Here is a 7,547-nt window from a genome sequence, read left to right on the forward strand (position 1 = left end):
GCCGCGCGCTTGCGCCGCATCCATGAGCGACGCGATGCGGAAAAACCGCGCGATCGCGCCGCCGTGCGCGCGGCTCAGTCGTCTTCGTCCAGCGACACCGGAATCGTCAGCCCGCGCTTGACCAGGCTGAGCGCGACATTGGTGGTGAAGCGCTTGATGTTGGGGTTGTCTTCGACCATGCGGATCATCAACGCGTCGAAGTTCTCCGTATCCGGCGCGGTCACCACCAGGACGAAGTCGGCCTCGCCGGTGACGTAGAACACCTGCTGCACCTGATCCTGCGCGGACAGCCAGCGGCGCAGTTGCGCCAGCAGTTCCGGGCGTTCGCGCTCGACCTGCAGCGAGACGATGAAGAAGGTGGGCTTGCCGACTTGCCTGGGGTCGAGCAGCGCCGCCTGGCGCACGATCACCCCGTCTTCGCGCATGCGCCGCAGGCGGCGCTGGATCGCCGAGGGCGACAGCGCGACCTGTTCGGCCAGGCGCTCGGCGGTCTGGCCGGCGTCTTCCTGCACCAGATTGAGCAGTTGGCGATCGAAGCGGTCGAGTTTCATGCGCGCATCTTAAATCCAGGCGTCGGCGAAAAATCACCCGGCGCGGGCGGCAGTCGCGGAAAAACCGCGTCCGGCGCTGTCGCTATGCGGCGCAAACGCGCGCCGGCGCCGTTAGCCTTTCCGCCTCCCCCCGAGGTGCCGTCATGGATGCTCCCAAGCTGGATTCCGCCGCGTTGGATTTCGCCGCGCTGCAACGCCATGTCGATAGCGTCTGGCAGGTGCGGATCCTGCCGGCGCTGTGCGACTACATCGCCATTCCCTGCCAGTCGCCGGCCTTCGATCCCGACTGGGCCGCGCACGGCCATATGCAACAGGCGGTCGACCTGATGACCGCCTGGGCGCGCGAGCATCTGGCCGCGGTGACCGGCGCCAGCGTCGAAGCGCTGCATCTGCCCGGCCGCACGCCGCTGATCTTCATCGATATCCCGGCGCATGGCCGCGCCGCGGCCGACGCGCCGGTGCTGATCTACGGCCACCTGGACAAACAGCCGCCGATGCCGGGCTGGGCGCCGGGACGCGATGCGTGGACGCCAGTGTTCGAGGGCGATCGCCTCTACGGCCGCGGCGGCGCCGACGACGGCTATGCGATCTTCGCCGCGATCGCGGCATTGCTGGCCTTGCGTGAACAGTCGCTGGCGCATCCGCGCTGCCAGATTCTGATCGAGGCCAGCGAAGAATCCAGCAGCGTCGATCTGCCGGCCTATATCGAGCAACTCGCGCCGCGTTTAGGCGAGCCTGCGCTGATCGTCGCGCTCGATGCCGGTTGCGGCAACTATGAGCAGCTGTGGACCACGACTTCGCTGCGCGGGCAGGTGGCCGGCACGCTGACGGTGCGGGTGCTCGATGAAGGCGTGCATTCCGGCGATGCGTCCGGGATCGTGCCGTCGAGTTTCCGCATCGCCCGGCAGGTGTTGTCGCGGCTGGAAGATCCCGCGACCGGCGAGATCGTCGCCGACTTCCACGCCGAGATTCCGCGTCACCGGCGCGAACAGGCCGCCGTGGCGGCGGCCGCATTGGGGCAGGGGCTGCTCGATAGCTTTCCGTTCCACGCGCAGACGCGGCCGGTGCAGGACGACTTGTGCGAACTCGCGCTCAATCGTTCCTGGCGGCCGCAGCTGGCGATCACCGGCATCGACGGCGTCCCGCGCGTGGTCGACGCGGCCGCGGTGATGCAGCCGTTTACCGCGCTCAAGCTGGGCCTGCGCCTGCCGCCGACCCTGGACCCGGACGCGGCGGCCAAACGCTTGCAGGCCTTGCTCGAATCCGATCCGCCGTATTGCAGCGAAGTGCGCTTCGAACTGGATTTCGCCAGCCGCGGCTGGCATGCGCCGGAGGCGGCGCCGTGGCTGGCCGAGAGTCTGGAGCGCGCTTCGCAACGCGCCTTCGGCCGCGCCAGCGCGCTGATCGGCGGAGGAGGAGGCATTCCGTTCCTGGCCATGCTCGGCGAGCGCTATCCGCGCGCGCAGTTCCTGGTCACCGGCGTGCTGGGTCCGCAATCCAACGCGCACGGGCCGAACGAATTCCTGCACCTGCCCACCGCGCGCCGGCTCACCGCGGCCTTGGCGCAGCTGTTGCACGACGCGGCGCATATCGCCCACGACGCGGCGCGAACCGATAGCCTGAGCGTTGTCGCGTAGCGCCTCGCCGCGATCGTTCGCGTCCACCTTTACGTTTTCGCACACCCACAGGCCCGCCATGAAATTGCTCTATCAAACCCACTCGCCGTATGCGCGCAAGGCGCTGGTGTTCGCGCACGAGGCCGGTCTGGCCGATCGCATCGAAGTCGTGCATCACGAGACCAGCCCGACCCTGCGCAACGAAACGGTCTACGCGCAAAATCCGCTCGGCAAGGTGCCGGTGCTGATTCGCTCCGGGCAAACGCCGATTTTCGATTCGGACGTGATCTGCGCCTATCTGGACACGCTGCACGATGGCGCGCCGCTGATTCCGCGCGACGGCGAAGCGCGCTGGCACGTGCTGCAACTGCAGGCGCTGGCGCAGGGCCTGGCCGACTTCGGCATCAAGGTGCGCTGGGAAACCGTGCGCCGGCCCGAAGCGCTGCGCTATGAGCCGCTGCGCGCGGGTTACACGCAAAAGCTGATCGAAAGCTACGACTGGCTGGAACGCGAGCTCGACACCGACGCGGCCGTGCACGTGGGCCATATCGCGGTGGCGACGGCGCTGAGCTGGCTGGAGTTCCGCGAGCTGCCCGATTTCCGCGCCGGCCGGCCGCGGCTGAGCGCATGGCTGGATGCGTTCGAGCGCCGCGAATCGATGCGGGCGACGCCGCTGTCGGGCGAAACCCAGGACTGAGGCGGGCCCGCGCCCCTCGTAACGGGCCGGCGCTGTCCTGCCGGCCGCCTGCGCCGCGTTGAACCAGACGACAGCGACGGATGCGCGTCCGCGAACGATCGCGGTTGTATCCGTTCCTGCGTAGGATCCGCGAACCGGGCCATGCCAGAGGGCGAGATGAAGAAGATCTTCGGAGGATTTGTTTCGGTAATCCTGCTGGGCATCTACGTGCATCTGATCTACGTGGCGGTGAACGTCGCCAACTGCGTCGGCGCCGTCGGCTGCAAGACCTACGTGGCGGCCTATTTCAACGACGGCATGGCGCAGGCGCTGTCGGTGATCGGCGGCCTGATCTCGGCGCTGGTCATCGCCGAGCTGGCCCTGGCCAAGCCCGGCGAGGCGCCGGGCGCGCGCGTGCTGGACAGCGATGCCTCCACCGGCGCGGTGCGCACGGTAACGGTGGTGTCGGTGCTGTTCGTGCTGGTGTGGATCGGCGCCGGACTCACCGCGTTCCTGGTCGGGCTGTATCACCCGACCGCGCTGCCGGTGCTGACCACGCACGGCCAGGCCTGGCTGGGGCTGGCGGTGTCGGCGGCCTATGCCTATTTCGGTCTGAGCCCATCCGCCGGCCGCGGCGATAGTCGCGAATAGCGGCCGATCCTAGCGGCCGCCTTCGTTTCCCGCGGCCGCATCCAGATGCGACAGCGAGCGTTCCGGCGGCCCGAACAACTGCCCGAACACGCCGCGCAGTCCGCGCGCGCGCCAGGCATCGCGGAACATCGCGATCCATTCATGGAAGGTCAGCCGGATCGGATTGTGCCCGTGCACCTGCCCGACGATGCCGTACTCGCACGGCACCTGCTCGTCTTCTTCCACATAGGTGCCGAACCACTTGTCCCAGACGATCAGCACGCCGGCGTAGTTGCGATCGATGTACTGCGCGTTGCGGGCGTGATGCACGCGATGGTGCGAGGGCGTGTTGAAGATTTTCTCCAGCCAGCCCAGCTTGCCCACCGCCTGGGTGTGGACGAAGAACTGGAAGGCCAGATTGATCGCCACCACCGCGACGATGTGCTTGGGCTCGAAGCCGATCCAGGCCAGCGGCAACCAGAACAGCCACATGCCCGAGATCGGGTAGGTCAGGCTCTGGCGGAACGCGGTGGACAGGTTCAGGCGTTCGGAAGAGTGATGGGTGACATGCGAGGCCCACATCCAGCGGATGCGGTGGCTGGCGCGATGGAACCAGTAATAGAAGAAATCCTGCGCGACGAACAGCGTGGCGATGGTCCACAGCGAGGCCGGCGGCAGTTCGAACAAGCGGTGCGCGTACACCGCGTAGTAGATGCCGATCACGATCAGCCACGCGACCGCGTCGCTGGCCTGGTGCATCAGCGCCAGCGCCGCGTTCGACAAGGTGTCGCGCAGGCTGTACTGGTTGGGGCGGCGCTTGCGCCAATACCAGGCCTCCAATGCGATCAGCAACAAGAACACGGGCGCCAGCGCCAGCAGAATCCAGTCCTGCATCAGTCGCGCTCCCTGCGCCATGCGCCTTCCAGGCTCTGCGCCATGCGGTCCAGGCAGCGCCGCATCGCCGCGCGCATGAAGCCGCGCAGCAGCGGCGCGGCCAGCGGCCACGCCAGCACGCTGGTGAGTTCGAATTCGTAGCGCCACACCACCCGCGTCGCTTCGCTGCCGTTGCCGTGCTCGGCTTCGAAGCGCCAGTCGGCGTGGCCTTCGCGCGCCAGCCACGACAGCGGCGGCCGCAAGCCGCTGAGCACATAGGCGTGCCGGCGCGGCGGATCGAGCGCGGTAATGCGCTCCATCAACTTCGAACCGTCGCGGTTTTCCAGCGCGCGCAGACTGCCGACCGCGGCCGGCGCCAGCGGCGTGATGCGCCTGAGTCCGGGAATCGGCCCGTAGCCGTCGAACAGCGCCGGGAAACGCTCGCTGTCGAGGGCGAGGGCGAACACCGCCTCGGGCGCGGCGGCGATGCTGCGTTCGGCGGTGAGGGACAGGCGCATGGCCGGAGTCTAGGAGCGGCTCAGGGGGTTGTCCACACGCTTGCGTATGTTTTGGGGCGGGCCAGCCGGTTCTGCGCGATCGGTGCGATCCGCTGCTCTTGTCAGGTTAGTCGCCGCCGCTGTCTGGATGTGGGCGGGTGTTCGTAGGTTGCCGCGGACACTCCGGAATGCGGTCATGCCCGCGAACCCATCTGCCGTGCGTTACATGCGATCAGCACCACTGCCTGTCCGCTTCCCAATCGGGGCGAAGTAGCGGCCGTGTCGTCGATTATCGTTGTTGCACCGGCAGGTACTGACGCCTGTCGCCGTACCCCTGGGCCTTGCGATCGATGTTGGCGCACAGACGGCCGCCGCACAGGGTGATATCGGCGTTGTTGATGGCTTTGAGTTTGTCGGCCGCGATCTGGTTGTCGCGGATCACGCCGGCATAGTGCATCGACAGCCAGGCGCCGCCGACCAGCAGCAGCCCGATGCAACCGATAAGCACGGCGGACGTTTTCCAGAGCAGGTTCTTGTGCAGAGCTTCCATGCGCTGCAATTGCTGGGCGAGCGCCTGCGACCCGTTGCCCAAAAGCGCGCCGGCCTGGCTCAAGCGCTTTTGATAGTCGTCAACCGGCTGTTCCAGGCCGCTTTGCAGTTTGCCCATCAGTGCGCCGGGCAGATGGCTCAAGGTGGCGTCGGCCGATTGCCGGACGGCCTGCGGGAGCTGCAGCGACAGCGTTTGCAACTGTTGCGACAACGCACGTTGCTGCTGTTCGATCTGAGTGCAGTTGCGTTCGAACTGTTCCATCAGCGTGGCGGTCGCGCTGATCAGCTGGGTCATTTCCTGCTGGTCCATACGGGGTGTTGCTCCTTTGACGAACGGTCACGGCAATTGCCAGCGATGGCGGGCTGCTCAGCGCGAGCGGCCGCCGTGGCTGTGCGGTGCGGCTTGCTGCTGTTCGCGTTGCTGCTGTTCGCGCTGTTGCGCGGCCAGGTGTTCGGCCGCCTGCTGCTCTTGCCGATCGACGGTGGCGATGGCCTGTTGGCGTAGCTGTTGCCCGGCGCCGTGGTTCGCGGCGGACTGGGTCATCGCGCGGAAGGTGTCCTGATCGCCGGAGGCATGCGCCTGGGTCATTTGTTTGACGAAGGCCAAGGGGTCTTTGCTGAGCAGCGCGGTGCCCGCGCCGAGAGCGGCGGCCTTGGAATGCAGGAAGTCGCCGATGCCGTCGGCCGCTTCATGCGCCTTCTTGCCGACGGTCTCCCCGACCTCCGCGGCCTTCCGGCCGACGCTTTCGCCGATCTCGACGACCTTCCTGCCGACCTGCTCGCCCGCCTCGATGGCTTTCTTGCCGGCATGAACGCCCAGATCGACCGCTTTCTCGCCGGTTTCGACGGCTTTCTTTCCGGCTTGCACGCCCACCTCGGCGGCTTTTCTGCCGGCTTTCTCGTGCAGCTCAAGAATCTTCTCGCCGGTGTCGACGACCGCCTTGCCGGTCTGTGCGCCGGCCTCGACCGCTCTCTTGGCGGCCTTTTCGTGAAGATCGACCACCTTCTCGCCGATTTCGATCGTCGTGGTAATGCCGCCGCGCAGGTGGCGAACATCATCCCGGTACTTGTCGATCATCGGCTCGTATTGCTTCGCCAAGGCCTGGGTTCTGGGATCTCTGAGTACGGACACGTCCACCTTTTGGTCGCCATTAGTGTTGAGGAAGTTATCCATGTTGTGCGAGGTGCCCTTGGTTCCGGACAGCACCGCCGCCACGATCGGAGCGCGATGCAGTGCGTCGGTCGAAAGGCCTTCATGGTTGTTGTAGCCCGCGCCTTTCAGGCTGTTGATTTCTTCCGGCTTGGCGTAGACGCGCACCTGGCCGTAGTGCGGGCTCGCCGCGCTGACCGCATCGCCGGCCATGACGTGATTGACGAAACGGTTACCGCCTTCGGGCACGCCGTAGTCGAGGCTGGCGGCGCCGTAAGGGTTGAAGGCTTCGCCGCGCAGGCCGAATTTGTGCGCGGTGATCTGGGCCAGGCCGCCGCCTAAGGAGTGGCCGGTGGTGGTGACTTCGGGTGCGAAGCCATAATCGTGAGCACTTTTCTTGGCATGATCCAGTGCATGTCTGGTCAATGCCATAGCATCGTTAACCTGGGCGTTGACGCCTTTAAACACCATGCCGCCGTCCGAGATGAGTCCATCCTGCTTGGCTTCACGGTCGAACTCGGTACCGCGGTGGGCAACTACGATCTCGCCGGTGTCCACGCGCTGATAGATTGCGCCTTGGTAGCCGGATGGACGGTCCATGTATTCCAACGTTTTGTATTTCACACCCTCCAGTTCGAACACTTGATCGATCGGATGTTGCCATTGGCCTTTTAGGCCATTGATATCGTCGCCGTAGGATTGCTCCGCCAGATTGGCGTACTGCTGGGTTGGGATGGTCATGGCGTAGCCGCCTTGGGCGTGAGAGTGATGGTGAACAACTCGTCATCCCGGAGGTGGGTCATTTTTGAACGGTCGGTTCGACCATAGCTCACCGGATTGTCCAGAGTGGTGACTTCATCATCCAAATAGCTAGCTTTCGCGAAGTACGTGATTTCAGCCTGCTGCGCGACTAGCTTTTCAGGATAAATATTCGGAACGAACCGCGTTTCGCCCTTTGCACCCGTCGCCTTCAGAGTGGCGCGCGCTTGCATCAATTTCCAGCGG

The 7,547-nt window shown here is 65.8% G+C and carries 8 protein-coding genes and 1 pseudogene; 3 read left to right on the forward strand and 6 right to left on the reverse strand.

All coding sequences use genetic code 11. The features are described from left to right. Positions 1–74 precede the first annotated feature (74 nt). The gene (locus J7J50_RS20335) at positions 75–551 is read right to left on the reverse strand and encodes an Lrp/AsnC family transcriptional regulator (RefSeq protein ID WP_215057109.1); all 477 of its coding nucleotides are present in this window, start codon (positions 549–551) and stop codon (positions 75–77) included. A gap of 143 nt (positions 552–694) precedes the next feature. Between J7J50_RS20335 and J7J50_RS20340 the strand changes: the two genes are divergently transcribed. The 3 genes from J7J50_RS20340 (at position 695) to J7J50_RS20350 (ending at position 3,494) form a co-directional block, all read left to right on the forward strand. Beyond that, the gene (locus J7J50_RS20340) at positions 695–2,188 is read left to right on the forward strand and encodes a M20/M25/M40 family metallo-hydrolase (RefSeq protein WP_251044054.1); all 1,494 of its coding nucleotides are present in this window, start codon (positions 695–697) and stop codon (positions 2,186–2,188) included. A gap of 58 nt (positions 2,189–2,246) precedes the next feature. After that, positions 2,247–2,864: a glutathione S-transferase gene (locus J7J50_RS20345; RefSeq protein ID WP_215057108.1), complete on the forward strand. Its 618-nt coding sequence runs from the start codon at positions 2,247–2,249 to the stop codon at positions 2,862–2,864. Positions 2,865–3,020: 156 nt separating this feature from the next. Further along, complete coding sequence (locus J7J50_RS20350; protein WP_215057107.1) at positions 3,021–3,494, forward strand: hypothetical protein; 474 nt, start codon at positions 3,021–3,023, stop codon at positions 3,492–3,494. A gap of 9 nt (positions 3,495–3,503) precedes the next feature. Here J7J50_RS20350 and J7J50_RS20355 read toward each other — a convergent pair whose 3' ends face one another. The 5 genes and pseudogenes from J7J50_RS20355 to J7J50_RS20375 all read right to left on the reverse strand — a co-directional run. Then, entirely contained in the window at positions 3,504–4,367 is an 864-nt protein-coding gene (locus J7J50_RS20355) for a sterol desaturase family protein (RefSeq protein ID WP_215057106.1), read from the reverse strand. Beyond that, positions 4,367–4,864, reverse strand: coding sequence for an SRPBCC family protein (locus J7J50_RS20360; RefSeq protein ID WP_215057105.1), 498 nt, complete (start codon positions 4,862–4,864; stop codon positions 4,367–4,369). The genes J7J50_RS20355 and J7J50_RS20360 overlap by 1 nt, the downstream gene beginning before the upstream one ends. Before the next feature lie 268 nt (positions 4,865–5,132). Next, complete coding sequence (locus tag J7J50_RS20365) at positions 5,133–5,702, reverse strand: relaxation protein (RefSeq protein ID WP_215057104.1); 570 nt, start codon at positions 5,700–5,702, stop codon at positions 5,133–5,135. A gap of 57 nt (positions 5,703–5,759) precedes the next feature. Next, entirely contained in the window at positions 5,760–7,283 is a 1,524-nt protein-coding gene (locus tag J7J50_RS20370; protein ID WP_215057103.1) for a hypothetical protein, read from the reverse strand. After that, a pseudogene (locus J7J50_RS20375) lies at positions 7,280–7,547 on the reverse strand (hypothetical protein); the annotation flags it as partial. The gene J7J50_RS20370 and the pseudogene J7J50_RS20375, both read right to left, overlap by 4 nt.

Origin of the sequence: Lysobacter sp. ISL-50, from assembly GCF_018612875.1 — a bacterium.
Taxonomy (GTDB): Bacteria; Pseudomonadota; Gammaproteobacteria; order Xanthomonadales; family Xanthomonadaceae; genus Lysobacter.

Bases quoted from the DNA above. Each gene is read 5' to 3' on its own strand.
- J7J50_RS20345 (WP_215057108.1), top strand. From the start codon at position 2,247: ATGAAATTGCTCTATCAAACCCACTCGCCGTATGCGCGCAAGGCGCTG.
- J7J50_RS20340 (WP_251044054.1), top strand. From the start codon at position 695: ATGGATGCTCCCAAGCTGGATTCCGCCGCGTTGGATTTCGCCGCGCTG.
- J7J50_RS20350 (WP_215057107.1), top strand. From the start codon at position 3,021: ATGAAGAAGATCTTCGGAGGATTTGTTTCGGTAATCCTGCTGGGCATC.
- J7J50_RS20360 (WP_215057105.1), bottom strand. From the start codon at position 4,864: ATGCGCCTGTCCCTCACCGCCGAACGCAGCATCGCCGCCGCGCCCGAG.
- J7J50_RS20370 (WP_215057103.1), bottom strand. From the start codon at position 7,283: ATGACCATCCCAACCCAGCAGTACGCCAATCTGGCGGAGCAATCCTAC.
- J7J50_RS20365 (WP_215057104.1), bottom strand. From the start codon at position 5,702: ATGGACCAGCAGGAAATGACCCAGCTGATCAGCGCGACCGCCACGCTG.
- J7J50_RS20335 (WP_215057109.1), bottom strand. From the start codon at position 551: ATGAAACTCGACCGCTTCGATCGCCAACTGCTCAATCTGGTGCAGGAA.
- J7J50_RS20355 (WP_215057106.1), bottom strand. From the start codon at position 4,367: ATGCAGGACTGGATTCTGCTGGCGCTGGCGCCCGTGTTCTTGTTGCTG.